The 23709-nt window shown below is 71.4% G+C and carries 22 protein-coding genes; 15 read left to right on the top strand and 7 right to left on the bottom strand.

What is annotated here, in order from left to right; genetic code table 11:
• The first annotated feature begins 91 nt into the window (after window positions 1–91).
• The 3 genes from AB0M67_RS14475 (at window position 92) to AB0M67_RS14465 (ending at window position 3139) form a co-directional block, all read left to right on the top strand.
• On the top strand, window positions 92–1099 hold the full coding sequence (locus AB0M67_RS14475; protein WP_365745675.1) for an alpha/beta hydrolase: 1008 nt from the start codon (window positions 92–94) through the stop codon (window positions 1097–1099).
• A gap of 123 nt (window positions 1100–1222) precedes the next feature.
• Window positions 1223–2242: a helix-turn-helix domain-containing protein gene (locus tag AB0M67_RS14470; RefSeq protein ID WP_365745674.1), complete on the top strand. Its 1020-nt coding sequence runs from the start codon at window positions 1223–1225 to the stop codon at window positions 2240–2242.
• A 90-nt stretch (window positions 2243–2332) separates the two neighbouring features.
• Complete coding sequence (locus AB0M67_RS14465; protein ID WP_365745673.1) at window positions 2333–3139, top strand: methyltransferase domain-containing protein; 807 nt, start codon at window positions 2333–2335, stop codon at window positions 3137–3139.
• A 63-nt stretch (window positions 3140–3202) separates the two neighbouring features.
• Here AB0M67_RS14465 and AB0M67_RS14460 read toward each other — a convergent pair whose 3' ends face one another.
• Both AB0M67_RS14460 and AB0M67_RS14455 read right to left on the bottom strand, forming a co-directional pair.
• The gene (locus AB0M67_RS14460) at window positions 3203–3727 is read right to left on the bottom strand and encodes a DUF5954 family protein (RefSeq protein ID WP_365745672.1); all 525 of its coding nucleotides are present in this window, start codon (window positions 3725–3727) and stop codon (window positions 3203–3205) included.
• A 74-nt stretch (window positions 3728–3801) separates the two neighbouring features.
• Window positions 3802–5118, bottom strand: coding sequence for an FAD-binding protein (locus AB0M67_RS14455; RefSeq protein WP_365745807.1), 1317 nt, complete (start codon window positions 5116–5118; stop codon window positions 3802–3804).
• Window positions 5119–5421: 303 nt separating this feature from the next.
• Between AB0M67_RS14455 and AB0M67_RS14450 the strand changes: the two genes are divergently transcribed.
• A complete protein-coding gene (locus AB0M67_RS14450; protein ID WP_365745671.1) occupies window positions 5422–6123 on the top strand; it encodes a YoaK family protein in 702 nt (233 codons plus the stop codon).
• Here the strand turns inward: AB0M67_RS14450 and AB0M67_RS14445 are convergent.
• Window positions 6112–6690 (bottom strand): NUDIX domain-containing protein, encoded by a 579-nt coding sequence (locus AB0M67_RS14445; protein ID WP_365745806.1) that lies wholly within the window; start codon window positions 6688–6690, stop codon window positions 6112–6114. The two genes, AB0M67_RS14450 and AB0M67_RS14445, sit on opposite strands and share 12 nt — an antisense overlap.
• A gap of 447 nt (window positions 6691–7137) precedes the next feature.
• Between AB0M67_RS14445 and AB0M67_RS14440 the strand changes: the two genes are divergently transcribed.
• The 8 genes from AB0M67_RS14440 (at window position 7138) to AB0M67_RS14405 (ending at window position 15556) form a co-directional block, all read left to right on the top strand.
• Entirely contained in the window at window positions 7138–7584 is a 447-nt protein-coding gene (locus tag AB0M67_RS14440) for a hypothetical protein (protein ID WP_365745670.1), read from the top strand.
• A gap of 135 nt (window positions 7585–7719) precedes the next feature.
• Window positions 7720–8835, top strand: a complete 1116-nt coding sequence (locus AB0M67_RS14435; RefSeq protein ID WP_365745669.1) for a PLP-dependent cysteine synthase family protein — start codon at window positions 7720–7722, stop codon at window positions 8833–8835.
• Between the two features lie 38 nt (window positions 8836–8873).
• The gene (locus tag AB0M67_RS14430) at window positions 8874–10136 is read left to right on the top strand and encodes an MFS transporter (RefSeq protein WP_365745668.1); all 1263 of its coding nucleotides are present in this window, start codon (window positions 8874–8876) and stop codon (window positions 10134–10136) included.
• A gap of 65 nt (window positions 10137–10201) precedes the next feature.
• A complete protein-coding gene (locus AB0M67_RS14425) occupies window positions 10202–11044 on the top strand; it encodes a sulfite exporter TauE/SafE family protein (RefSeq protein WP_365745667.1) in 843 nt (280 codons plus the stop codon).
• A 68-nt stretch (window positions 11045–11112) separates the two neighbouring features.
• Complete coding sequence (locus AB0M67_RS14420) at window positions 11113–12243, top strand: ABC transporter permease (protein ID WP_365745666.1); 1131 nt, start codon at window positions 11113–11115, stop codon at window positions 12241–12243.
• Window positions 12244–12276: 33 nt separating this feature from the next.
• Window positions 12277–13992, top strand: a complete 1716-nt coding sequence (locus AB0M67_RS14415) for a serine/threonine-protein kinase (RefSeq protein ID WP_365745665.1) — start codon at window positions 12277–12279, stop codon at window positions 13990–13992.
• A gap of 168 nt (window positions 13993–14160) precedes the next feature.
• Window positions 14161–14700 carry a DUF4232 domain-containing protein gene (locus tag AB0M67_RS14410; RefSeq protein WP_365745664.1) on the top strand — a complete coding sequence of 180 codons (540 nt, stop codon included), beginning with the start codon at window positions 14161–14163 and terminating at the stop codon, window positions 14698–14700.
• 124 nt (window positions 14701–14824) lie between these two features.
• Window positions 14825–15556, top strand: a complete 732-nt coding sequence (locus tag AB0M67_RS14405) for a VOC family protein (protein ID WP_365745663.1) — start codon at window positions 14825–14827, stop codon at window positions 15554–15556.
• Window positions 15557–15578: 22 nt separating this feature from the next.
• On the opposite strand, the gene AB0M67_RS14400 is transcribed toward AB0M67_RS14405, so the two are convergent.
• Window positions 15579–15899 (bottom strand): UBP-type zinc finger domain-containing protein, encoded by a 321-nt coding sequence (locus tag AB0M67_RS14400; RefSeq protein WP_365745662.1) that lies wholly within the window; start codon window positions 15897–15899, stop codon window positions 15579–15581.
• 236 nt (window positions 15900–16135) lie between these two features.
• On the opposite strand from AB0M67_RS14400, the gene AB0M67_RS14395 reads away from it, so the two are divergent.
• Window positions 16136–17083, top strand: a complete 948-nt coding sequence (locus AB0M67_RS14395; protein WP_365745661.1) for a hypothetical protein — start codon at window positions 16136–16138, stop codon at window positions 17081–17083.
• Window positions 17084–17118: 35 nt separating this feature from the next.
• On the opposite strand, the gene AB0M67_RS14390 is transcribed toward AB0M67_RS14395, so the two are convergent.
• A complete protein-coding gene (locus AB0M67_RS14390) occupies window positions 17119–17559 on the bottom strand; it encodes a MerR family transcriptional regulator (RefSeq protein WP_365745660.1) in 441 nt (146 codons plus the stop codon).
• A gap of 57 nt (window positions 17560–17616) precedes the next feature.
• Entirely contained in the window at window positions 17617–18390 is a 774-nt protein-coding gene (locus AB0M67_RS14385) for a polysaccharide deacetylase family protein (RefSeq protein WP_365745659.1), read from the bottom strand.
• Between the two features lie 514 nt (window positions 18391–18904).
• On the opposite strand from AB0M67_RS14385, the gene AB0M67_RS14380 reads away from it, so the two are divergent.
• Both AB0M67_RS14380 and AB0M67_RS14375 read left to right on the top strand, forming a co-directional pair.
• Window positions 18905–20620 carry a PHP domain-containing protein gene (locus AB0M67_RS14380; protein ID WP_365745658.1) on the top strand — a complete coding sequence of 572 codons (1716 nt, stop codon included), beginning with the start codon at window positions 18905–18907 and terminating at the stop codon, window positions 20618–20620.
• A 255-nt stretch (window positions 20621–20875) separates the two neighbouring features.
• On the top strand, window positions 20876–21358 hold the full coding sequence (locus AB0M67_RS14375; protein ID WP_365745657.1) for a hypothetical protein: 483 nt from the start codon (window positions 20876–20878) through the stop codon (window positions 21356–21358).
• 93 nt (window positions 21359–21451) lie between these two features.
• Here the strand turns inward: AB0M67_RS14375 and AB0M67_RS14370 are convergent, their stop codons facing one another.
• Window positions 21452–23701 carry an RICIN domain-containing protein gene (locus AB0M67_RS14370; RefSeq protein WP_365745656.1) on the bottom strand — a complete coding sequence of 750 codons (2250 nt, stop codon included), beginning with the start codon at window positions 23699–23701 and terminating at the stop codon, window positions 21452–21454.
• Window positions 23702–23709: the final 8 nt, after the last annotated feature.

The raw sequence follows: 23709 nt of genomic DNA, 5'->3' as shown, positions 1-23709 counted from the left end.
TCCGCCGTTCGGCGCTCCCGACAGGCTCGGGACCGGAGGCAGGATGGCCGTACCGGTCTCAGGGACGTGACCGCGACGTAGGGAGATGCCCATGAACGCCACTCCGCCCTCCGATGCGCAGGCCGACCGGTACGGTCCGCCGCCGCCGTTCGATCCGGAACTCGCGGCGGCGCTCGGTGTCGTCGGTGAGCAGATAAGCGTCCTCCAGAGCCTTGATGACATCCCCGCCCTGCGAGGGAGCCGCGGCCTGCCGCAGCTCTCGGACGAGGACCTGCGGCAGGACGGCGCGTTCGAGATCGAGGAGCGCGCGGTGCCGGGCCCGCCGGGCGAGCCGGACATCTCCCTGCTGATCGCGCGCCCGGCCGGGGCCGGCCCGGCGCTGCCCGCGCTTTACCACATCCACGGTGGCGGCATGATCCTCGGCGACAACAGGACGGGCGTCCTGCCCTTCCTCGACTGGGCGCGCGAACTCAACCTGGTGATCGTCTCGGTGGAGTACCGGCTGGCCCCCGAACATCCCCACCCGGCGCCGGTGGAGGACGCCTACGCGGGACTCGTCTGGACGGCGGAGCACGCCGGCGAACTCGGCATCGACCCCGGCCGGATCATCGTCGCCGGGGGCAGCGCGGGCGGTGGTCTGGCCGCCGCCGTCGCACTGCTGGCACGCGACCGGGGCGGCCCCTCGCTGGCCGGGCAGATGCTGATGTGCCCGATGCTCGACGACCGCAACGACACCCCCTCCAGTCTTCAGATGGCCGGCCGCGGGGTGTGGGACAGGGCGGCGAACCACACGGGATGGACCGCGCTTCTCGGGGACAGGCGCGGCGGCCCCGATGTCTCCCCGTACGCCGCGCCCGCCCGCGCCGAGGATCTGTCCGGGCTGCCCCCCGCGTTCATCGACGTCGGTTCCGCGGAGACCTTCCGTGACGAGGACGTCACCTACGCCAGTCGTCTCTGGCAGGCCGGTGGCCGGGCCGAGCTGCATGTGTGGCCGGGGGGCTTCCACGGGTTCGACGGCCTGGCGCCGCAGGCGGCGATCTCCCAGGACGCGCGGAACGCCCAGCTGACGTGGCTGCGCAGACTGCTGGCGGCCAACTGATACACGGACCCGCGAACGGGCCTCCCGACGGACCGGGAGCCGTGACAGAGGGAGGAAGGGAGAAAAGAGAGGAAAAGGAACGGAACGCTTGGCACCGGCCGCGTGGAGAAGCAGGATGAGGGAGTGAAGGAGCTCGCGGGCAAGCTTGCGGCGCTGGACCCCGACGCGGGCGCGGCCCTCCAGGTGATCGCGTACTTCGACCGGCTGGTCGAGGGCCGCGCGGGCCTGGAGTCGCTGGTGCGCGGCGCGGCCGTGCTGGCGGGCTGCCCGGCCCGGCTGGTGGACGACGAGCGGGGCGTACATATCCGGGTCGACGCCGACGGCGTACGCCGGAATCACGTCGGACCGGTGCTGTCGTCGTGGATGTCCGCCCCATTGGCGCCCGGCGGCGCCCCGGCGGTCTGGCTGGAGAGCGAGGGACCGCCCGACGGAGTCCACGCGATGGTGCTGGAACGGGCCGCTGCCGCCGCCCGTGTCGTCCTCGACCGGACCCGCGGCCGGGCGCCGCTGGCGGGCCCGGCCGCCGATCCCGCCTCGGTGGAGGTACTGCTCGACGCGGCGGCCCCGGAACACGCCCGGTCGCGTGCGGCCGGCCGGCTCGGGCTGCGGAACGTGGCATGGGCGCGGGTGGTGGCGCCCGTGGGGGATGTGCCGGTGGTCGAGGCGGTGCACTCCCCGGACGACCGGCCGCCGCCGTCCGCGGGCCGGCGCGCCGGTGTCGGCCCCGTCGTGCCCGTACTCGAACTGCCGGCGTCCGCGGCGGCTGCCCGGACCGCGTCGCTGTTCACCGCGGAGGGCACCGACCAGGACCCCGGGCCGAGGACGGTGTACGCGGACGAGTTGGGCGGTCTCGCCCTGCTGGCGGGCTCCGTCGGACCCGACACGGAACCGATCCCCGATGTACGGGCGCTGGACCGTGCCGTCGCCGCGGCCCCCTGGGCGGCCGGCACCCTCCACACGGTCGCGTACGCCACGAGCCTGCGCGCCGCCGCCACCGAGCTGAACATGCATCACTCCACGCTCCAGGACCGGCTGGCACAGGCACAGCACTGGCTCGGCTGGCCGGTGCACGATCCCCGGGGGCGGCTGCGGCTGCAACTGGCCCTCGCGCTGTGGCGGCTGCACCGCAACCTCCGCCTCTGAGCGGGTGGGTACGCCTACGCCGGTGTGAGGGGTCTTCTCCGTGCTCGGTCCGCATACGGTCGCCCGGCCCGGGCCTTACCCTGGGCCTTGATGTTCACACCTCAGGGCCCGACCCTTCGCGAACTCGCCGTGCAGGCGCTCTCGTCCATCGAGCACGGCTACGACCTGCTGGCGCCGAAGTTCGACCACACGCCGTTCCGTACACCCGATCAGGTGCTGGACGCGGTGGTACGTACGGTCCGGCCGCTCGGGCCGTTCGCCACGGGGCTCGATATCTGCTGTGGCACCGGGGCCGGAGTGGGTGTGCTGCGGCGGTTGTGCGACGAGCGCGTCGTCGGTGTCGACTTCAGCGCGGGCATGCTCGCCGCCGCCGCTGCCTCCTCTTCCGGCTCCGCGTCCGCCGCCTCCGCCGCCGCCGCCTCCGCCTCCGCCTCCGCCTCCGCCTCCGCCTCCGCCTCCGCCTCCGCCGAGTTCACCTCGGCGGCCGTGGACTGGGTACGTGCCGACGCGCGCGCCCTGCCCTTCGCGCCGGTCTTCGATCTGGCCGTCAGCTTCGGGGCGTTCGGCCATTTCCTGCCCGCCGAACGGCCCGTGCTCTTCGCGCGGGCTCACGCGGTGCTCCGGCCCGGCGGCCTGTTCGTCTTTCCTCTTCCCGCCCCGCCCCGCGTCGGCTCCCCGCTCTACTGGGCGCTCTGGGGCTTCGATTCCGCGATGCGGCTGCGCAATCTGCTCTGGCATCCGCGATTCGTCATGTACTACCGCACGTTCAGGCTTCCCGAGGTACTGGACGAACTGGCCCGCACGGGGTTCACCACGGAGCTCCTCCCGCTGCCGGATCTCGGCCGACGCCCCGACGGAAGCCCTCGATGTGCCCTGGTGGTGGCACGCCGGGAGTAAGCGCCGTACATGGGCGTACCCCCCTGGGCGTACCCCCTGGACCCTGTCGGACCGGGGGTCCGCTCAGTCGTCCAGCGTCCGTCCTGGTCCCCGGGGCCCCGGACGTTCGTCGAGCACTTCCGGAAACTCCTGGTCCCGTGGCTGCGGCGGCTGCGGACCATGGCCGGTCATGATGATGGTCTGCTCGATCCGCACCACGCGGTAGACCTCACCGCCGATGATCACTTGGTCCTCGCCGCGTACGACCGCCTCGGCCGCCCGGCTGAAGCGCGGTCCCAGCTCGCCCGCGTCCCTGGCCCGTACCCGCAGCACATCACGGAGATCCGTCCTGGCCTCCGCCTCGGCCGGAACAGCCGGAAAGAGCTGTCGCCAGCCCCCGTCCTCGTGGAGCATCGCCGCATACGCCGTGTAGTGCGAGACCGACGTCCGCTCCCCGTCGGATCCGTTCACCGGGAACCTGCGCCGCAGCGCCTCCTCACGCTGGCCCAGCTCCAGCAGCCGCCGGGCCGCCGCGTCATCGAATAACTCGCCCGCGGACTCGTCGTCCGCCGTCTCATCGTCCGCTGCCTCATCGGGTTTCGCGCTCACCCGAGTAGCGTGCCGCAAAACGGTGCTCCCCGAGCGCGGGACGGGAGGATCTTCCGGGGTATATCCCGCCATTTTTACGTGGTGCGGATCGGCCGGTGACCGCTGTCAGCCGCCGTCCGCCGCTCCGCGCCCCCGCCCGGGAAGTATCGTTCCAGCAGGTCGTTACGGAAGACCCCGCGCGGGTCCAGCTTCGCCGTCAGCGTCTCGAAGTCGGCGTACCGCTCGTACAGCGCCGCCACCCGCGCCGGGCCCATCGTGAACAGCTTTCCCCAGTGCGGTCTGACGTCGAACGGCGCGAGGGCTTCCTCGATCGCGTCCAGTACGGGCGTGACGGCCGCGGTGTCCGGGTGCCAGGTGAAGTGGAAGGCCACGGTGTCCCGTCCGTAGGCGGGACTGAGCCACAGTCCGTCGGCCGCGACCGTCCGGATCTCACCGATCTGGAGGACCGGCGCGATGCGCTCCCTGATCCGTGCCAGCGCGTCGAAGGCCGCCCGGCCGTCCTCCCGCGCGACGAAGTACTCGCTCTGCAGCTCTTCGCCGCTGCTCGGAGTGAACTCGGGCCGGAAGTGCGGCAGTCGTTCGTGCCACGGTCCGGGGACGCCGGACTGTGCCGTGCAGGTCGACGGGTCCATACCGGGCACCGGGTGCCGGGGGCTGTCGGCACGTACGGCACCGAACCGGCGGTCAGGGGCCGGGGCCGGGTCGCCGTCGCCGATCCGCTGCTTGAGCCACAGCTGCTCGATCCGCTCCGTACGCCAGCTGGTGAAGACGCTCACGCTGTACGCGGCGGAGAGCACCTCGTCGAACCGCTCGCGCAGCCGCTCGTACGGAAGCCCCTCGTACACCCACTGCCGGATGTCGTACGCGGGCACGAGGTCGAGCGTCATACGGGTCACGACGCCGACCGCGCCCAGGGCGGTCACGGCCCCCGCGAAGTCCTCGTCGGCCCGGTCCAGGACGAGCAGTTCGCCGTCCGCCGTGACGAGTTCGAGCGCGCGTACCGCCGAGGCCAGCGTTCCGTTGCCGACCCCTGATCCGTGGGTTCCGGTGGCGCAGGCACCGGCGACGGAGATATGCGGCAGCGAGCCGAGGTTGTGCAGGGCGAGGCCCGCCCGGTGGAGCGCCCCGGTGAACTCGGCGAACCGCAGACCGGCGCTGACCGTGACGGTGGCGGCCGTCTCGTCGATCTCCACGATCCGGGGCAGTCCGGCCACCGAGACCAGATCGCCGTGGGTGTCCGCGATGGTGTTGAACGAGTGGCCGCTGCCGAGCGCGCGCACCGAATCGCTTCCCGCGACGATCTCCCGCAGCCGTTCCACCGATGAGGGCGTGTGCACGCGCGCCGCGTTGAAGGTGATGTTGCCGGCCCAGTTCCTCGGCACCGGAGGTATGGCCCGGTCACGGGGGACATCGGGGCTTCCGGGCGGCTGGAGCACGGAGTTCTCCTTCTCTGCGATCGGGCGTGGCGGCCATGCCCACTCCCGTACTTCATACCTCATGCGCACACGGCGCCCGTCGGCGTGGTGCGGACAGGACGGCCCGCCCGCCGGGCGAACGACGCCACTTCGGACTTACTGTCTAGGGTGTCGATCTGTTGGTCCGTGCGACAGGCCGCCCACAGGAAACCGTCCGCCGGTGAGGGCGAGGTACGCCGGTGAGGGTGAGGCCGAGCGCGAAGGAAAGCAGGTGCCCCTGTGCCCGAGAACCTTCCCGTGGCACCGCGGTGGGCCGTCGGCGCGCTGCTGACCATGACCTTCGCGACCGGTCTCGTGGACGCGGTGAGCTATCTGCGGCTGGGGCATGTCTTCGTCGCCAATATGACCGGCAATGTCGTCTTCCTCGGATTCTCCGTCGCGACAGGGTCCGGGATGCCGGTGCTCGCACCGATCGTGGCCATGGCGTCCTTCGTTCTGGGGGCGTTCTTCGGCGGGCATCTCAGCAAGTTCCTCGGCGGCCGGCCCCGGTTCTGGCTGGTCTGGGCCTTCGCCTGCCAGGCCGCCGGACTCACGCTGACGGCTCTGCTGCTCGGTACGGGGGTGCTCCGCCCCGAGGGCCGGCTCGTACTGGTGGTCATCGCGCTGCTCGGTGGTTGCTCCGGTCTGCAGAACGCGACGGTGCGCGTGCTCGCCCCCCGGGACCTGATGACGACCGTCCTCACCCAGACGCTCACCGGGCTCACGGCGGAGAGCGTGCTCGGGACGGGCACCGGTACGAGACCACACCGCAAGGTCGGCTCGTTGATCGCCATGTTCGCCGGGGCGGCGGCCGGCGCGCTGCTGCTTCAGCTGACGCTGGCGGGGGTCGTCGGGCTGGCCGCCGTCCTGGTGGCGGGTGTCGCCTGTGTCTTCGCGCTGGCGCCGGCACCGGACGACGCCACTTCGGACTTACTCGTCTAGCAACTCCTCCACCCGCCGCAGCGCTTCACGGACGTTCTCCTCGGAGGTGGCCTCCCGTGCCTCGGCCGGGGTCATCCAGCGCAACGGGGCGTCCGGGTTCTCCGGCCGTGCCGCGTCCGGTTCGGCCGTGGCCAGGACGAACCGGAGGTCCGCGTGTTCATGGGCGGGTTCACCGCCGCCCGCGGCGACCGGCACGATCACCACCTGGACGAGCCGCGCGAGGGACGGGTCCGGATACGGGACGAGGTCCCCGAGCCCGGTCTCCTCGCGGCCCTCCCGCGACACGACCTCCAGGGGGTCGCTCTCACCCGGATCGCCATGGCCCCCGACCTGGAGCCATGAGCCCTGGCGCGAGTGCCAGCGCATCAGGACCCGTCCGCTCGGGGGGTGCACGATCAGTGCGGACGCCGTCACATGCAGCGGAATCGAACGCAGCCAGGGATCGTCCGCGCTCTCCGCGAGCGCGCGCACGCGGGCCGCGTCGGCGGCCTCCCGGGGATCCCGTGTCCGGTACTGGGACAACAGATCGACGATCGGTCGGCCGACAGCCCGCATCGCGTTCTCCATACCCGTCAACTCGTCAACTCCTGGAATCGGCCTCAACCGGTCCGGCCGAAGGTGCCGATGAACGGCTCGGCCCGGGCCGGCCGGGCGCGTTGATGCCCACGTGGCCCTCGCGCGCCACGCCGACCAGGACGTTACGGATCACGGCGGCCGATGTCCTCCGGGTTTTCCGCGCTCAGGGCTTGCGGCCCACCCCGACGGAAGTGATGTGTGCCGCCCAGCCAGGCGTCGTACACCCGTGCGGGGTGGGCCACGCCCGAGTGGAACTCCGGCGGTCGCTCCGCGTCCATCGCGTCCATCTCGCGGTCCCGTCGTCCCGGCGTACGGCCGGATCTCGTAGCGGTCGCAGGTCAGGGGCCTTGTCCCAGGAGCCACGGGTTACGCACCCGGCAGCGCGGCGAACACCCTCCGGTGACGACCTGAGGTGACCGATCACATACGCTGCGCGACATGACCGGTACGGCGGGACACGGAAAGGGCGGGCGCGGATCGAGACCGTGCGCCGTGCTGCTCACCGTGCTGGCCGCGCTGCTCCATGTGCTGGGCTGTGCGCACGGTCCGGTCTCCGCCGCGCCGCTCCAGGGCGCGGCGACGCCCACGTCGGCGCTCTCGCCGCAGTACCTCGCCGTCGGCCACCCGCCCAGGCCGGTGGCCGGCTGTGCCGGTCGGGCCAGCCATGGGGCGGCCTCCTGCACCGACACGGATGAACCGAGCGTCCTGCCGCAGCGCCCGGACGCGTGGGCCGTATCCCTCGCCGTGGACGACGGTCCGGACGCGGCGGACACCGCCGTACGGAACCCGGTGGGCCCGCGCGCCCGTGCGGCACGCGAGGACGCGGGGAGTCACCGGGACACGGAACAGCGGCGGCGCGCGGCGCTGGGTGTGTGGCGGAACTGATGACGGCCCCGGGCCTCTGACCGCGCGCGGCTGCGCCCGCACGCAGGTCCTGTGGCTCTCCACGCTCTCTGACCGTTCCCCCTCACCACGGCCGGGACCGCGCCCACGCGCGGCCGGCCACTGGAGCTCTGCGCGATGGACCACTTCGATGTTTCACCCGCCCCCCAGCCGGCCCACAGCCCGGCCGCGCTGGTGGGCGACACCCCGACGCTCTGGATCGGCGCCCCGTTCACGGCCCCCGGCCGCGGCTTCTGGGCCAAGCTGGAAGGACACAACCCCGGCGGAATCAAGGACCGTACGGCCCTGTACATGGTGGCGCGCGCCCGGGAGCGCGGCGAACTGCCGCCCGGGGCACGGATCGTGGAATCCACCTCCGGCACGCTGGGCCTGGGGCTGGCACTGGCCGGGGTGGTCTTCGGCCATCCCGTCACCGTCGTCACCGATCCCGGGATGGAACCGCTGATGACCGGGCTGCTGACGGCGTACGGCGCGGACATCGAGCTGGTGCGGGCGCCGCATCCGGTGGGCGGCTGGCAGGAGGCCCGCAGGCGGCGGGTGACGGAGCTGCTCGCCGCGTATCCGGACTCCTGGTGCCCGGATCAGTACCACAACCCCGACAATGTGGCCGCGTACCGTCCGCTCGCCCAGGAGCTGGTGTCCCAACTGGGCCGGATCGACACACTCGTGGCCAGTGTCGGCACCGGCGGGCACTCCGCCGGGATCGGTACGGTGCTGCGCCGGCACTTCCCCGCCCTGCGTGTGGTGGGTGTCGACACCACCGGCTCGACCATCTTCGGCCAGCCGGCGGCGCCCCGGCTGATGCGCGGTCTGGGCAGCAGCATCCACCCGCGCAATGTCGCGTACGGCCTCTTCGACGAGGTGCACTGGGTGGCCGCCCCGGAGGCGGTCTGGGCCGCGCGTTCGCTGGCGCGGGCGCGGTACGCGACGGGCGGCTGGAGCGTCGGGGCGGTCGCCCTGGTCGCGCGCTGGCTGGCCGCCGTACGGCCGCCGGGGGAACGGATCGTGGCGGTTTTCCCGGACGGTCCGCAGCGCTATGTCGGGACCGTCTTCGACGACACGTACTGCCGTGAGCATGGACTGCTCGGCCACCGGCCCGCCGACCATCCCCAGGAGATCGCGCATCCCGGCGAACACGCCGTCACCCGGTGGACGCGCTGCACCACGGTGGTGGATCCACTCGCCACGACGGGTCCGGAGGCGGGCGGCGGCCTGGCGGGGGTGGCCAGGTGAAGGGCTCCGTGACAGCCGGAGGCCGAGGGGCCGGTGCCATGGGTACCTGGGCCGCGGCCCGGTCCTTTCCGCCCGCGGCACGCCTGTTGATGGTGAACCAGTTCGCCATCAATCTCGCCTTCTACATGCTCATGCCCTATCTCGCGGCGCATCTGGCCGGTGGGCTCGGGCTGGCCGCCTGGGCGGTCGGGCTGGTGCTCGGCGTACGTACGCTCTCGCAACAGGGGATGTTCCTCATCGGCGGTGCCCTCGCCGACCGGTTCGGCTACAAGACGCCGATCATGACCGGCTGTCTGCTGCGCACGGGCGGTTTCGCGCTGCTGGGGTGGGTGGACCAACTGCCCGCGCTGATCGTGGCCTCGGCGGCGACCGGGTTCGCGGGCGCGCTGTTCAATCCGGCGGTACGCGCCTATCTGGCGGCCGAGGCGGGCGAGCGGCGGGTCGAGGCCTTCGCGGTCTTCAACGTCTTCTACCAGGCCGGGATGTTGCTGGGGCCGCCGGTGGGTCTCGTCCTGCTCGCCGCCGACTTCCGGCTGGTGTGCGTGGTCGCGGCGGTGATCTTCGCGGCGCTGACCGTCCTCCAGTGGCGCGCACTGCCCGCCCGGGGCGGCGGGGAGGAGGCGGCCGGACGGCCCGCGGGGGTGGCCGCGCAGTGGCGCACGGTGCTGGCCAACCGGCCGTTCCTGCTGTTCTCGCTGGCCATGATCGGCTCGTATGTGCTGACCTTCCAGGTCTATCTGGCCCTGCCGCTGGCCGCCGCCGACGCGCTGGGACCGGCGGCTGAGAAGGCCACGGGCGCGCTCTTCGTGATCTCGGCCGCCGTGGCGGTGGTGGGGCAGACCCGGCTGACGCGCTGGGCCACGCGCCGCTGGAGTCCGCGGGGAGCGCTGGTGCGGGGGCTGACAGTCATGGGGCTGGCGTTCATCCCGCCGGCCCTGGTCCCCGCCGATGACGGGCGTACGGCACGGCTGTGGATGCTCGCCGCGCTGGTGGCGGCGGTCGTCGCGCTGGCCGTGGGGAGCGCGGTGGTCTATCCGTTCGAGATGGACACCGTCGTCGCGCTGTCGGGCGACCGGCTGGTCGCCACGCACTACGGCTTCTACAACACCGTCTCCGGGCTGGGCATCACGCTCGGCAATCTGGGCACGGGCGCGCTGTGGGATGTGGCACAGCGCCACGACGCCCGCTGGCTGCCCTGGGCGGTGCTGGCCGGTACGGGCCTGGCCTGCGCCGGAGCGGTGTTCGCGCTCGCGCGCGGCGGCCGGCTGACCGCCCCGGCGGCCCGGTCCGTACCGGCCTGAGTTCCGTTTCGAGCGCCGTCCGCCCGGTGGCGGTCCCGCACCGGGACATACCATCGGTTGCCGAAATGGACATATCTTGGTGGGGATTCGCCGCGCTGGCCGCGGCGGCGGCGCTCGTCGGCTTCTCGAAGACCGCGGTGAGCGGCGCGAATACGGTGAGTCTGGCCGTATTCGCCGCCGTGCTGCCCGCGCGTGAGTCGACGGGCGTACTGCTGCCGATACTGATAGTCGGTGATGTGGTGGCGGTGCTCACCTACCGGCGCCATGCCCACTGGCCGACCCTGTGGCGGCTGTTTCCCGCGGTCGCCGCGGGGGTGGTGGCGGGCACGGTCTTCCTGCTCTGGGCCGATGACGCGGCTGTCCGCACCTCGATCGGCGCGATTCTGCTGCTGATGGCGGGCGTCACGATCTGGCGGCGACGCGGCGGCGCGGACAGCGCGAAGGAGAAGACCACGGCGGAAGGACCGGAGGGAGCAGAGCGGGCGGCGGGAGCAGAGAAGGCGGAAGCGACGGGAGTGGTCGCCGGGGAAGGCGGCTCGGGGGGGTCGTCCGCCGGCCGCGTCAAGGCACGTTCGTACGGTGTGCTCGGCGGATTCACCACCATGGTCGCCAACGCCGGCGGCCCCGTGATGTCGCTCTATCTGCTCTCCGCCGGTTTCCGGAAGCTCGGCTTCCTGGGCACGTCCGCGTGGTTCTTCCTGATCGTCAATACCTCCAAGCTGCCCTTCAGTGTGGGACTGGGACTGGTGGACGGCCCGTCCCTGCTGCTGGACGCCGCCCTGGTGCTCTTCGTCTTCCCCGGCGCGCTCATCGGCAAGGCGTGTGTGGACCGGATCGACCAACGGCTCTTCGAACGGCTGGTGATCGGGGCGACCGTCCTCGGCGGTCTTCAGCTTCTGCTGCGCTGAACCCGTTCCGGAATCCGGCGCCTCTCCACCGCGACGCCGTTCCGATATGCGTGGTTTACGGTGCCTTCATGGACGCGGATCACGAAGGTCACCCACGCTCCGGCGGTGCGCACGGCAGACATCGGACCCTGGGGGAACGCTGGTCCGCCTTCACCGCCTCACCCTTCCTCCCCGCGATCGTCCTCACCTTCATCCTCGCCGCTGCCGCCGGGCTCTTCGCGGGTTCCTACACGTACAACATGGCGAATCCGACGCCCCACCGGATCCCCGCCGCCGCGGTGGGGCCCACCGGCACGGCGAACGCCACCGCCTTCGTGAAGGGCATGGAGAAGGCCCTCAACGGATCACTCGAACTGCGTCGCTTTCCGAGCGACGCGGCGGCGCGGCGCGGAGTGGAGGAACAGGAGGTCTTCGCGATTCTGACGTTCCATACGGACCGCGTGGATTTCGCGGTGGCCGGCGCGGCCGGGGCATCCGTGGCGCAGCTGCTCACGGAGACCGCCCTGCCCGTGGCCGAGGCCGTCGGGATCCCCGTACGGATCAGCGATGTCAAGCCGCTCCAGAAGGGGGATCCGCGCGGGCTGGCGCTCTTCTACGTCTCGCTCGCCGCCGTGATCGTGGGGCTCGTCGGGGCGATTCAGCTGAACGTCCAGGCGAGCGAGTTGAATCCCGGGGAACGGATCGCCTTCACCCTCGCGTACTCACTGCTCGGCGCCTTCGCCATCGCCTCGGTGGTGGACTGGTGGCTCGGCGCGCTCCGTCTTCCGTTTGTGGAGTCCTGGCTGATCCTGGCGCTCACCATGTTCACGTCCGGGATGGTCTTCACCATGTTCAACACCCTCATGGGCCGGTGGGCGATGCTGCCGACCTGGGGGCTGTTGGTGCTGCTGGGCAACCCCTCCTCCGGCGGAGCCGTCTCCTGGCCGCTGCTGCCCTCCGTGCTGGGGCACATCGGACGGTGGCTGCCACCGGGCGCCTCGATCAACGCCAACCACACGGCGGTGTACTTCGGCGGAGCCCAGCATGTCTTCCCCTTCGCCGTGCTGGCGGGCTGGGCGTTCGTGTCCATCGCCGTGTTCTGGATCTGGCGCCGCCGGCACCCCGGCGGCCGGGAGCACACACCGGCGCACGCCGGCGCGGACCCGGGCTCGGGAGCGGGCTCGGGAGCGGGCTCGGGAGCGGGGGCCGGCGCGATGTGAGCATCCCCTCGGGAGGCTCGTACCCTGAGCGCCATGAACGCAGGGGGTCCCGAACGACGGGTGATCGACGGACGGTTCGAGCTGCTCGACCGGCTCGGCAGTGGCGGCATGGGCATGGTGTGGCGCGCCCGTGATCTGGCGCTCCACCGTGAGGTGGCGCTCAAGGAGGTACGACCCCCCGATCCGGCCATGCTGGCGGCCGATCCGGCCGCCGCCAGGACGCTCCGTGAGCGGGTGCTGCGGGAGGCACGCGCGCTGGCCAGGATCGACCATCCGAATGTGGTCACGATCCATCACATCGTGGACGCCGCCGAGGTGGCCCATCCCTGGATCGTCATGGAGCTGGTGCCGGGAGCGTCGCTTCAGGACCGGCTCGCGCGCGGGCCGTTGCCGCCCGGCGAGACCGCCGGGATCGGACGCGGCGTGCTGGCGGCGCTGCGCGCGGCGCACGCGGCCGGGATCCACCACCGGGATGTGAAGCCCGCCAATGTCCTGCTGCGCGCCGACGGGCGGCCGGTTCTCACGGACTTCGGTATCGCGGCGCTGCGCGAGTCCAGCGGGCTGACGGCCACCGGTGAACTCATCGGCTCCCCCGACTACATCGCCCCCGAGCGCATTCGCGGTGACGAGGGCGACCCGGCCTCCGATCTGTGGTCGCTCGGCATGCTGATGTATGTCGCGGTCGAGGGCCGTCATCCCTTGCGGCGGGCCACCACGCTCGCCACCTTGGCGGCGGTGCTCGACGAGGAGATTCCCCCGCCCGTGCGGGCCGGTCCGCTCGCGCCCGTACTGGTGGCGTTGTTGACCCGGGACACGGGCGCCCGGCCGGACGCGGCCGAGCTGGACCGTATGCTCGCCGGCGTCTCGGAGGAGCGTCCCCAGCGGCCCGAGGGGACGGGACAGCCGGAGCGAGGCGGTCGGCGGGGCGGTCTCGCGGCCGGACCGGTGGACTCCGTCACGCTCGCCTACGGGCCACCCGCGCCGCCGTCCTCGCCAAGCCCTCCGTCACCGTACGCACCACCGTCACCGTACGTACCGCCCGCACTCGTACCGGCCGCACTCGTACCGGCCGGAAGGAGACGCGTCGGCCGCGGGGTGTCGGTCGCCGCCGCCGTCGCCGGAGTGAGCCTCGCCGGTGTGCTCATCTGGACGTTGGTGCCGTGGCCCGGAGACTCCCGCGCCGATGGGGACTCCGCGGGCGGCGACCGGTCCGTGACCGGCGCCCCCGTACCCTCCACGCCGCTGCGGACCCCGACCGCGTCGGCGTCCCCGTCGACGTCTCCCGGGACGTCACCGGACTCCCTGCTCTCGCCGTCGGCCATCAGGAGCGTGATCGCCGGGCTGAAACCCGTGATGGGCGGTACGGACGTCAACCGGTTCGTGGTGTACGACGATTACGCCTCGGCCGAGGCTCCGCTCCCGGACGACAAGCGGCTCTACGACACGTTCCAGTACCGGGACGGCGAGGCCACCCGGCAGGGGGCGGGCGGCACTCTCACCGCCGGCAAGCGAACGGTGGACCTCACCTCGTTCGACTGGGACGCGCTGCCCGGTCTGCTCCGTACCGCCGAGAAGGACCTCGGCGTCGACAAGCCGACAAACCGCTATGTGATCGTGGACCCCGCGTGGGTCTTCGCCGACGATCAGCCCGTCCTGCTGGTCTATGTGATGGACGACTACGGCGCCGCCTATCTGGCCGCGAGCAGATCCGGCAAGGTGCTGGACACCGTTCCTCGGGAGGGCGGCTGACATACCGTCGGGCGGGCGGCGCCGTTCCCACCCCGCCGGAGCCGCACAACCACCGGGGCCGTTCGCGTGTCATCTCGGGCAAGCGGCACAGCACGGCCGATGGTGGACGGACCGCCCGTCCGGCGCTGTGCCACTGACCACCGATCGACCGAAACGGGGAAACCAGCCATGCGTATCCGTATCCGTCCTGCCCTCGTCGCCCCGGCGGCTGCCGCCCTCACCGTGCTCCCGTTCGCCACCGGCGCCTCGGCCGCCGTCCCCGCGCCCGCCGGGGTCTTCGCGCCCGCGGCCCTCGGCACATGCCGCGAGAGCGCGGTCAAGGTGACCGCGACGGCCTCCGATGTCGTCAACCAGGTCCGTATCAGCGTCACCAACAAGAGTGGCCGTGCCTGTGCCGTGGACCGTATCCCGACCATCACTTTCGGGAACCTGGACGGAGCGGCCCAGCCCGTGCCGCCGGTGGAGAGCGCGCCGTACCGGCTCGCCGCCGGAGCCACCGCGTACGCCGTGGTGCGCACCATCGACCCGGCCGCCGACGAGTCCCGTACGGTCGCGTATCTGACCGTCGCGGGCGACCCCTCGCACAACGGCACACGATTCGACGCCACTTCCCTGGGATCGCCCGCGGGTATCCGCGTCTGGGAGCCGGTCACCACGCTCTGGGGGCCCACCCGCGGCGGGGAAGTGGCGCTGGGCCTGGCAGAGTAGGGGCACCGATCGGGGGCAGCAGGTAGTGACAGCAGAGAGTGACAAGAGTCGGGGCGAGGGTGGAGTGAGCGGTGTGGAGCCGGACAAGATCGATTCACAGACGGTGGCCGGAGCTCCTTGCTGGGTGACGCTGCTCTCCCGTGAACTGCCCGCCGCTCAGGACTTCTACGGCGATGTGCTGGGCTGGACCTATCGTCCGGCGGGGCTGGGGGACGACTTCTGTGTCGCCCTTTCCGACGGGATGCCGGTCGCGGGCATCGGCGCTCTGGCGGCGTCGCTCCAGGTCGCCGTCTCCTGGACGCCGTACTTCGCGGTGGCCGATGTGGACGAGGCCGCGGCCCGGATCAGGGAGCGCGGCGCGACCGTCGCGGTGGGTCCGCTGGCCTTCCACTCGGGCCGGGCGGCGCTGGCCACGGACCCGGACGGCGCGGCGTTCGGTATCTGGGAGGGCGCCGTGCGCTCCGACTGGACCGTGGGGCGCGGCAGCGCGCCGGCGTGGCTGGAGCTGCGCAGCCGAGACACCGACGACGCGGCCAGGTTCTACAGCCAGGTCCTCGGCTGGGCGCCGGAGACCGAGGGCGGGTTCACCCTCGTCCGCGAGCACGATCACGCGGTGCTGCGGCAGGACGGGCATGTGGTCGCCAAGATCCGCGGCGGGGCCGTACAGGCCACACCCGACCCGCGGATCCGGCCGCGCTGGCATGTGTACTTCCGGGTGCCGGAGGTGTCCGGTTCGGTGCGGGCGGCGCTCAAGGGCGGAGGCGTGCTGCTCTCGCCGCCGGACGCGTCGCGGGCCCCGGCCGAGGCGACGCTGCGCGACCCGGACGGCGCGCTGTTCACCGTGACGTCGGGCTGACGGGCGTCGAGGGCGTCCCCGGTCAGGCGGCGGGCCGGATCGGCGGAACGCCCTCGACCTCGAAGACGACCTCGTCCTCGTAACACCACCACCAGCCCTCACCCGGCTCGTACGAACGGATGAGCGGGTGTCCGGACGCGTGGTGATGCGCGGTCGCGTGCTTGTTCTTGGAGGAGTCGCAGCAGCCGATGTGGCCGCAGCTCTGGCACTCCCGCAGATGCACCCAGGTGTCGCCCATGGCCACGCACTCGGTGCAGCTGTCCAGGCTGTCCGGAGTCACCGGCTCCACATCCGCGAGATGACTGCAGATGAACCCGCCCACGCCCTCTCCGCTGTTCGTCATCACGCCGCCGCCCGTCCGACCGCACAGGTCACTCGCACAGCTTCACTCGCACAGGTCCATCGCACAGGTCACGTCGAGTCCGTCGTCCTTTTTCACCGTACGGCCGGTCCCTCGCCACCGCCAGCAGGAAGGGAACCGGGGCCGCGCCCGCGGCGTCTTGACAGCCGTCCGGCACGGGAGAAGCCTGGGCATTCGGTGCTCGCCGGGGGGCGAGCGGGGGGAAACGGGGCAGCAGGGTGAGTGACATACGTGCGCGTATTTCGGGGCGGGCCACGGCCGCGGGTGTGGTCCTGGCGCTGGCCGTACCACTGACCGCGTGCGGCTCGGGGGGTGACAGCGGCGGCCCGGAGTCCCCGGCGGCGGCCAGTCCCACGCCGAGCCCTACGCCGACCGTCGATCCCGCCGCGTACCGCGGCACGCTGGACAGCACGCTCGGCCCGCTCGACAAGGCCCTGCGCGCGGTCGACCGCGCGAGCGAGGGCCGGGCCCTGAATCAGGCGCTCGGTACGGCCGCGACCGCCGCCGCCACGGCCGCCGGCGGGCTGGAGACGGCTGGTACCCCCGAAGACGCCGAGACCGGGAACGCCGCTCTCGCCGCTTCGCTGCGCGATCTGAGCCGGAGCCTGGCGGAGGCGGGGGGCGGCGAGGGACGCTGCGCCCTCTCACCACGCGTCGAACTGGGCTCGGCCGACGGCCCCCGGCGCGTCAGCGAAGCGAGCACCACGCTCACCGGCCTCGGCTACCCCGTACGGCTGAAGCTGCCCCGCACCGAGCAGCCGAAGCACCGCCGGCTCGGCAACGGCGCCCTCGTGAAGGATGCCCGTTCGGGCGGGCTGGGGCGGCTGACCGTCAAGAACGGCACGGACTCCGACGCGGTGGTCTCCCTGACCCGTGGCAAGAGGACCGCCTTCACGGTGTACATACGCAAGGGCGCCAGTACGACGGTGCGCCGCGTCGGCGACGGCTCGTACACCGTGTACTTCACCTCGGGCTCGGACTGGAGCTCCGCGAAGAAGTCCTTCACGCGGGACTGCGCCTTCGAGAAGTTCGACGACACGGCGGACTTCAAGACGGTGGAGGTCAGCGGGGGTACGCAGTACACCGTGCTGACCTTCTCGCTGGCCAAGTCGATCGGTGGCAACGCCACCACCAGCGAGGTCCCCGAGAGCGAATTCCCGTCCTGAACCGCTCAGCCGCCCCGCACCGCGCGTTCAGCCGCTCAGCCGTCGCACAGCCCGGCGGGCGCCGTCCACACACGCAGTGTGGCGGCGAACTCCTCCGCCCGCGCCAGCCGGGTACGGAGATGCGCGATCCGTTCCGCGGTGGCCCGCTCGAATTCGCCCACGCGCGCCAGGAGCCCGTCCCGCTCGTCCGGGGCGGGCGGCTCCTCGGCGCCGAGCCGTTCGACGACGGCGAGCAGGGCACGCACCTCCTCCAACGAGAAGCCCAGCGGTTCCATCCGGCGGATGGCCATCAGCCGGGCCACATCGGAGTCGGTATAGAGGTGGAAACCGCCCTGTGAGCGGGCGGAGGGGGTGACGAGCCCGGTCTCCTCGTAGTGCCGGATGGTGCGCAGGGACAGTTCGGTACGCGCGGCCACTTCACTGATGCGCATGCGGTGTCTGGAGTCCACGTATTCGGCGTCCACATATCCGATCATGACAGTTTTATACCTTTTACCCCATTCCACAGCGGCCCGAGCCGCGCGCCCGCGAGGTCAGGGCTTGTAGACCTTCCCCGGCTCGGCGCGTCCCGGCGCCAGCAACTGGGGGACCGTGACGAACGTATAGCCGCGCTTCTTCAGCTCCTCGATGATCCCGGGTACGGCCGGCACGGTCCCGTCATAGATGTCGTGCAGCAGGATGATGCCGTCGCGGTCCGACTGGTCGAGAATGCGCTTCTTGATGAGCTCGGAGTCCGTCGTCGAGTAGTCCTTGGCGGTGGCGCTCCACATGATCTGCGCGAGACCGAGCTCGCGGCTCACCTTCGCGACGTCGTCGTTGGTACGGCCCTGCGGGGGACGCATCAGCGTGGGCTTGTGGCCGGTGATCTCCGCTATGGCGTCCTGCGTACGCGCCAGCTCCTCGCGTACGGAGTCGGGGTCCTTATCCGAAAGGATCTTGTGCGACCAAGTGTGGTTGGCCACCTCATGGCCCTCGGCCGCGATACGGCGTACGAGGTCGGGGTGTTTGACGACATGGTTCTTGCCGAGCAGGAAGAAGGTCGCGGGAACCTTCTCCTTCTTGAGGATGTCGAGCAGCCCGGGGGTGTGTTCGGAGGGTCCCGCGTCGAAGGTGAGGGCTATACAGCGCTCCTTCCCGCAGTCGACCGCACCGGACCCGGCCTTCGCCCCGTTCTTGGCGTCACCCCTGGCGTCGGCGGGCGAGGTGGCGTCGTACGCGGAGCAGCCGCTCAACGCGAGGACCAGCGAGGCGACCGCCGCCAGGGCGCCCACCGCTCGGGAACCAAGTGCCGAAGTGTTTTTTGGCATGACAAATCCCTCTACTGATGACGGAGTGGCTCACGAGGGAGCGGGCCGCAGTCGCGCAGCGCTGAGCCCGCACCGGGCCTGGATGGAAGCCGGCGCGCGGAACGGCGCGCCGGGTTACGTGGGTTCGGCCGCGGGCCCGGAGGGCCCGACGCGCCGGCTACGCCATGCGCGAGGCGCCGGACGCGCGACGTACGCGACGACGCGCGTCGCGGCACGCCGACCCGGACGGCGGGCAGGGCGAAGCAGGCATCGGTAACCCGGTCAGGGCACGGCCGAAGGACATAACCGCACTATACATAGCGCGTATACATGCAGTGCATAGCGGGGCGCCCTCTCTCGCTCCCGGATATTCCGTGAAGGTGCTCGCACCCGCACGACCTGCACCAACGCACCCCAACCCGGCATTCCGTTCGGAATTCAACATGATATGTACGGGCTCCCGTCATCCGGCCTTCATCCCAGCGATCGAACATCTGACCCGCTGGGCATCACAGGCATCGGCGAGGAGCGCACCATGGGCCACGGCCATCACCACCCGCACGACCACACGCACGACCACACGCACACAGAGGCCGACACCGGCCCCCTGCCTCCGGCGCTCGACGCCAACGTCCCGGACAGCGAGCTGTCGCCCAGCCAGCTGTCGCGCCGCTCGATGCTGCGCCGCGCCGGTCTGCTCGGCGCGGGCCTGGCGGGGGCGGGCGTGCTGGGCGGGGCCACCGCCGCCGCCGCGCACTCGGGCGGTTCGGGCGGCTCGTCCGACCGGGGCAAGAGCAATGGCTTCCTCTGGCTGGCGGGCGACCACCACATCCACACCCAGTACAGCAGCGACGGCAAGTACCGCGTCGTCGACCAGGTGCGCCAGGGCACGGCGCACGGTCTCGACTGGATGGTCATCACCGACCACGGCAGCGCCGCGCACGCCAAGATCGGTGTGGAGAAGGTCAACCCGGACATCAAGGAAGCCCGCGAGACCTACCAGGACCAGCTCGTCTTCCAGGGCCTGGAGTGGAACATCCCGGGCGCCGAGCACGCCACGGTCTTCGTCCACCCGGGCCGCAACGAGGTGGAGGTGCTGAAGAAGTTCGAGACCGACTACGACGGCAGCCTGCACCCCAGCTCCTCGAACGCCACCAATGAGGCGCTGGCCATCTCGGGGCTCCAGTTCCTCGCCGACCAGGTGCGCAGGCGCAAGGTCGACGACGCCGTGATGCTCGCCAACCACCCGGCCCGCAACGGCATCGACTCGCCTCACGAGATCCGCGGCTGGCGCGACGCCACCTCGGCCTCCCATCCCATCGCCATCGGCATGGAGGGCGCCCCCGGTCACCAGGCGGCCGGTCTGCCGAAGCCGGTCGGCAGTGGCGGTGGCCGCGGCTACTACGAGAACGCTCCCAACGCCAACTCCTTCGCCGCCTACCCGCCGGAGAGCTACCGCACCTGGGGCGGCTTCGACTGGATGACCTCCACGGTCGGCGGTCTCTGGGACAGCCTGCTGGCCGAGGGCAAGCCGTGGTGGATCACCGCGAACTCGGACTCGCACAGCGTGTACGCCGAGCCCTCCGTCATCGGGCCCAACGACGACTTCAACGCCAATGGCAAGCACTCCGACCCCGTCTACGGAAACGGCCTCGACCTCGGGAAGGGCGACTACTGGCCGGGCCACTACAGCCGTACGCACGTCGGCGCGGACCGGTTCTCGTACGCCGCGGTCATGGACGGTATGCGGGCCGGCCGGATCTGGGTCGACCACGGCGGTCTGATCAGCGGTCTGGACACCCGGCTCAAGGGCGGTGGCCGCTGGGCCACGCTCGGCGGCGCGCTGCACGTCAGGCGTGGTACGGACGTCGAGCTGTCGATCGAGATCGCGCTGGCCAACGGTGCCAACTGGGCACAGTTCATTCCGACGCTGGCCCGGGTCGATGTCATCCAGGGCCAGGTCACCGGCCACGTCCACGACAAGGACACCTTCACCGCGCCGACCGCCAAGGTCGCGAAGTCCTTCGAGATCAACCAGTCGAAGGGCACCGTCCACCTGACGTACAAGCTCGGCCGGGTCTCCGGACCGCTCTACGTCCGGCTGCGCGGCACGGACGGCAACCGCACCGCCGTCGGGCTGAACGGCGCGTCCGTCGACCCGGTGGGCCCGGCGATGGACGTGCTCGGCGACGCCGACCCGTGGAAGGACCTGTGGTTCTACTCCAACCCGATCTGGGTGCTTCCTGCCTGATCACCCGCCCCGGGAACAATCGGCGGGGGCCCGCCGTTGGACCCATTGAGGGTGTGGATGGAACTGAGTCCCCGGGCCCCACATAAGAATCGCCCATGGGGAAGATCGTTCGGCTGAAGCCCCATGGAGCCTATCGCCGCGAGGCGACCGCCATCCACACTCTCCCTTCGGCGACCCCGACCGGCATCCCCCGTCCGGTCGGGGTCTTCTGTCGGTCCGGGCACGACCACCTGGCGGAAGGGGACGGCGGCGGGGATGGCGAGCGAAGAAGAGGGGACGGGGCGGCCCGACGGCTTCGAGGCGGCCACGGGCGACGGCCCGCCGTGCGGTACGACGCCCCGGGCGCGGGCGGCCGAGGTCCGGGTCGCGTTCGAAGGACTGCTCCAGATCAGACGGCTGACGAACACCGGGACCGGTGATCCGGCGGCGGTCCCCGCGCAGTGGGAGCTGCGGCGGCCGGTGCGCGCCGTCGCGCTGGCGCTGGAGGCCGCCGGTCTGCCGGCGTCCGCGGTCGACGGCTCGGGACAGCGGGTCGCGACGGGGTATCGGGTAGGCGCGGCTGAGCCGCCCGCCGCCGTACGAGTGGAGTGGCTCGGCCCGCACGGCGGCGGAGCCGCCCAGGACGAGGAGCGGGCCCTGACCGAGTGCGCCGCCGTCCTGACGCGTCTGGGGTGGGAGGCCCTGCTCTACCGGGGGCCGCGGCGACGGCGCTTCCTGGAGGTCGAACCGGCCTCGTAAGCCGCCTCCCGCTCGCGGTCACCGCTCCGGGCCACATGGCGCACCCCGGGCACCCCAATATCGTGGGGGTGCCCGGGGTGCGCCCGGGAATACCTAGGGATAGCTGACGAGATTGGCCACATTGGTGGCCGAGTTCGACGGGCCTCCCCTGTCGTTGATGACATGCCGGATGGTGCCCGTACCGCCCAGCGACACCGTCACCATATTGCGGAAGCGCACATTGGCGTTGTTGGGCACTTCGAACGCGTGCTCCGCGGTGACGCTGTTGTTGACGTTGAAGAAGCAGTAACTTCCGAGCCCGTACGCCTGATGGCTGGTCACCGAGTCGGCCACCTTGTAGGCGGCGTATCCCTGTGTCGTGCCGTTCATCCAGGCCGCCTGGTTGGGCGGGTCGTACGGCATCTCGTTCTGGTAGAAGTACGTCTTGCCGCCGTTGCCGTTCCAGATCGTCTGATGCTTCTGGTAATGCTCGACGAACAGGCCGTACATCGTGACATCGGCGCCGTTCACGACCAGACCGGTGTCCGCCGTGTTGGTGTTCCACCCGACCCCGCTGCCGTGATCCGCGCGCCAGATCCACATATGGTCGCCGATCACATTCCGGCTGTTGACCACCAGACTGGTGGTCGCCTTGCCGACACCCGCGCCGCCGATACGGAAGAAGACATCGTGCAGCGAGGTGGGGTTGGCGGCGTGGTTCGCGTTCGAGCCGTCGGCGCCCACCTCCATCAGCCGCTGGGAGTTGACCGTGCCCGCGTCGATGAGCAGGCCGGCCACCTTGACGCCGTCCACATCCGCGACCGATACGGCGGTGATGCCGTTGTCCGGGATGAGGGTGGCGAGGCCGAGACCGAGGACGACGGTGTCGGGGCGGGTGATCCTCAGCGTCTGGTTGAGGTGGTAGACGCCGGGGGTGACGAGCAGGTTCTTGCCCGCCGCCAGCGCGGCGTTCATGTCCGCGGCCGTCGCGCCCGGCTTCGCGATGTAGAACTGGTCCAGCGGGAGCGACGTACCCGCCGGGGCACCGCCCGACCAGGTCGTCCCCTTCGAGTTGGCGCGCAGCGCGGGCACGAACACCTTGTAGGCGCCGGCCGAGTCGACGTACAGGAAGGGCTTCTCCCGCACCTGCGGGGTCTGGTCGACCGTGGTGTAGGGCGGGTTGGGGAAGCTGTTCGCGGGCGCGTTCTGGGCGCCGACGAACACCATGTTCCAGTTGGACCCCGTCCAGCTGCCCCATTCGGTGTTGCGGGACAGCCACTGCTGCTGTGAACCGGACCTGACCTGACCGTCGACCTTCGAGTCCGCCATGAATCCGCCGCTGGCCCAGCCGCCGTCGTCCAGGGCGAGATTGCCGCGGACATGCATCCGGCGGTACGGGGCGGCCTGTGAGACCGCCCAGCGGTCGGTGCCGGTGGTGGGGGTGACGGAGAGATTCTCGGCGCTGCGCCAGAAGTTCTGGGTGGCGTTCTGCGGCGGGAACCAGTCGGCCTCGACATGGACGGCGCCACGGATATTGACGTCGTCGGGCGAGAGGCCCAGACCGGCCACCTGCGTGTAGAAGCCGACGTTCACATCGGCGTCGTAGGTGCCCGGCTTGAACAGGAAGGCCGCGCGCTGGGCGCCGAACTGATTGGTCTCCTGCTGCTGGAAGGTCGCGTTCACCCGGTTCTGGATCGAGGAGGCCGACATCGACGGATCGAAGACGACGACGTTCGGACCGAGGTCCGGGGTGCCGGGCGGCGCCGGCGGATCGGCCGCCTGGACCCGGAAGGACTGGGCCGCCGAGCCGTTGCAGGTGTACTGCTGGAGCTGGACGCTGTCGGCGGTCGAGGCGCTCGGTACGTCGAGGCACTTGCCGCTGTTGCGGTTGACGAAGTGGTAGGCGCCGTCGGCCTCCGCCACCGGCAGCCACTGCTGGTTGTTGCCTCCGCCGTACGTCCAGAGCTGGATCGTGGCGGCGTCGGCGGCCGAGACATCGGTGACGTCCCAGACCTGGTTGTCGGCGTTGCGGTTGCCGGCTCTGACATATCCGGCGCCGGTCTCCGTGAGGGACCAGTTCTGCGCGAGGCTGCCGTTGCAGGCGTACTGCTGCACCGCGGTGCCGTTGCCGGTCGCCGCGGCGCGGGCGTCCACGCACTTGCCGTTGCCCTTGTTGCTGATGGTGGTCCAGCCGGTGGGCAGGGCCGCCGCCGCGGTGGTGCCCGCGGTACCGGTACCGCCCGCGGCGGCCTCCTGCTGGGGCAGACCGATCAGGGAGGCGCACAGGGCCACCACGGTCAGCAGCAGGGTGAGCGGGAGGGTCCGGCGGCGGGGCTGCCCGCCGCCGTACGGGTGTCGGTTCATGGAGGCTC

The organism is Streptomyces sp. NPDC051662, assembly GCF_040681655.1.
In the GTDB taxonomy this organism is placed as follows: Bacteria; Actinomycetota; Actinomycetes; order Streptomycetales; family Streptomycetaceae; genus Streptomyces.
The sequence above is the reverse complement of the archived record's forward strand: the minus strand, read 5'-3'. Positions and strand labels throughout refer to the sequence as shown.

Bases quoted from the DNA above. Each gene is read 5' to 3' on its own strand.
- AB0M67_RS14415 (WP_365745665.1), top strand. From the start codon at position 12,277: ATGAACGCAGGGGGTCCCGAACGACGGGTGATCGACGGACGGTTCGAG.
- AB0M67_RS14425 (WP_365745667.1), top strand. From the start codon at position 10,202: ATGGACATATCTTGGTGGGGATTCGCCGCGCTGGCCGCGGCGGCGGCG.
- AB0M67_RS14475 (WP_365745675.1), top strand. From the start codon at position 92: ATGAACGCCACTCCGCCCTCCGATGCGCAGGCCGACCGGTACGGTCCG.
- AB0M67_RS14370 (WP_365745656.1), bottom strand. From the start codon at position 23,701: ATGAACCGACACCCGTACGGCGGCGGGCAGCCCCGCCGCCGGACCCTC.
- AB0M67_RS14445 (WP_365745806.1), bottom strand. From the start codon at position 6,690: ATGGAGAACGCGATGCGGGCTGTCGGCCGACCGATCGTCGATCTGTTG.
- AB0M67_RS14440 (WP_365745670.1), top strand. From the start codon at position 7,138: ATGACCGGTACGGCGGGACACGGAAAGGGCGGGCGCGGATCGAGACCG.
- AB0M67_RS14375 (WP_365745657.1), top strand. From the start codon at position 20,876: ATGGCGAGCGAAGAAGAGGGGACGGGGCGGCCCGACGGCTTCGAGGCG.
- AB0M67_RS14420 (WP_365745666.1), top strand. From the start codon at position 11,113: ATGGACGCGGATCACGAAGGTCACCCACGCTCCGGCGGTGCGCACGGC.
- AB0M67_RS14400 (WP_365745662.1), bottom strand. From the start codon at position 15,899: ATGACGAACAGCGGAGAGGGCGTGGGCGGGTTCATCTGCAGTCATCTC.
- AB0M67_RS14430 (WP_365745668.1), top strand. From the start codon at position 8,874: ATGGGTACCTGGGCCGCGGCCCGGTCCTTTCCGCCCGCGGCACGCCTG.
- AB0M67_RS14465 (WP_365745673.1), top strand. From the start codon at position 2,333: ATGTTCACACCTCAGGGCCCGACCCTTCGCGAACTCGCCGTGCAGGCG.
- AB0M67_RS14410 (WP_365745664.1), top strand. From the start codon at position 14,161: ATGCGTATCCGTATCCGTCCTGCCCTCGTCGCCCCGGCGGCTGCCGCC.
- AB0M67_RS14390 (WP_365745660.1), bottom strand. From the start codon at position 17,559: ATGATCGGATATGTGGACGCCGAATACGTGGACTCCAGACACCGCATG.
- AB0M67_RS14385 (WP_365745659.1), bottom strand. From the start codon at position 18,390: ATGCCAAAAAACACTTCGGCACTTGGTTCCCGAGCGGTGGGCGCCCTG.
- AB0M67_RS14435 (WP_365745669.1), top strand. From the start codon at position 7,720: ATGGACCACTTCGATGTTTCACCCGCCCCCCAGCCGGCCCACAGCCCG.
- AB0M67_RS14380 (WP_365745658.1), top strand. From the start codon at position 18,905: ATGGGCCACGGCCATCACCACCCGCACGACCACACGCACGACCACACG.